The following is a 979-nucleotide window of genomic DNA, read 5'->3' as shown; positions in this document are numbered from 1 at the left end:
TGAAGATTTTGTCGATCTGTGTGCGGGCCAGGCCGGTGCACCGGGCGCACACAGGCCAGCAGCGCACCGCCTTCACGCAAACGTTATTGCACACAATATGCAAAAACAATGAAAAGTCGCTTAGCATCCCGCCATGACTGAGCGCATGTACACCATTAATGCACCAATCGATCAAGTTCGATCAATCGTTACCGAGTTCTTCACTCAGGAGGGCTGGACCGTCGCGCCCTTCTCCGCCGACACCCTCCAGATCACCCGCGGCAAGAAGGGCATGTCCATCGCCTTCGGCGCCCTCATGGGCAGCAGCTTCTACCTTTCGCAGAACCTGCAGTTCGGGACCGGCCCGCACGGCGAGACCCTGGTGCGCTACCTGTCCTCAACGGGGTCGGCCATCATCGGCGGCGCCCTGGGCATGCACAAGGCCGTCAAGACGCACGCCGAGTACGCCGAGAAGCTCGCCGACGCCCTGCAGGCCCGAGACATCCTCATGAGCATCCGGTAGCCGCCGGCAGCTGCGCGTCTCCCCTCGTCCCTATCCACCCACTGCACCTCAGGTCCTCCGCCGACCGGGGGCCATCTGCTGCTCAGCTCCCGCCCCGGTCCGACGTCGGCCCCATCCACTCCCCCACCAGGCACAATCGGGGCATGACTCGCACCGGGCCGCAGGGCCGCACGCAGCCTCCGCAGACCGACCCCATCAGGGCGCTGCTCGCCTCGCCCCCGGATCTGCCGGTGGTCGAGGTGCTGCCCGAGCTGCGCGAGCTCCTCTCCGCCGCTCCCTCCGCCTCCGACGACGCAGGCGCCGGCGCCTGCCTGGTCCTCACCGCCCCGCCCGGCACCGGTAAGACGACGCTCGTCCCACCGCTCCTGGCCGACGTCCTTACCGACGTCCCTGCCGACGCCCCGGGGCGCGCCCAGGAACGCCGGCCGGGCCGCGTCATCGTCACCCAGCCGCGGCGCATCGCCGCCCGCGCGGCCG

Annotated in this window: 2 protein-coding genes; both read left to right on the top strand. The window is 68.5% G+C overall.

The annotated features are described in order from the left end of the window. Window positions 1–133 precede the first annotated feature (133 nt). Window positions 134–502, top strand: a complete 369-nt coding sequence (locus HMPREF3165_RS06150; RefSeq protein WP_070511590.1) for a hypothetical protein — start codon at window positions 134–136, stop codon at window positions 500–502. Between the two features lie 143 nt (window positions 503–645). Then, window positions 646–979: hypothetical protein (locus tag HMPREF3165_RS06145; protein WP_218079045.1), on the top strand; the 334-nt coding region annotated here is incomplete at its 3' end.

Origin of the sequence: Actinomyces sp. HMSC08A09 (assembly GCF_001807465.1) — a bacterium.
Taxonomy (GTDB): domain Bacteria; phylum Actinomycetota; class Actinomycetes; order Actinomycetales; family Actinomycetaceae; genus Actinomyces; species Actinomyces oris.
The sequence above is the reverse complement of the archived record's forward strand: the minus strand, read 5'-3'. Positions and strand labels throughout refer to the sequence as shown.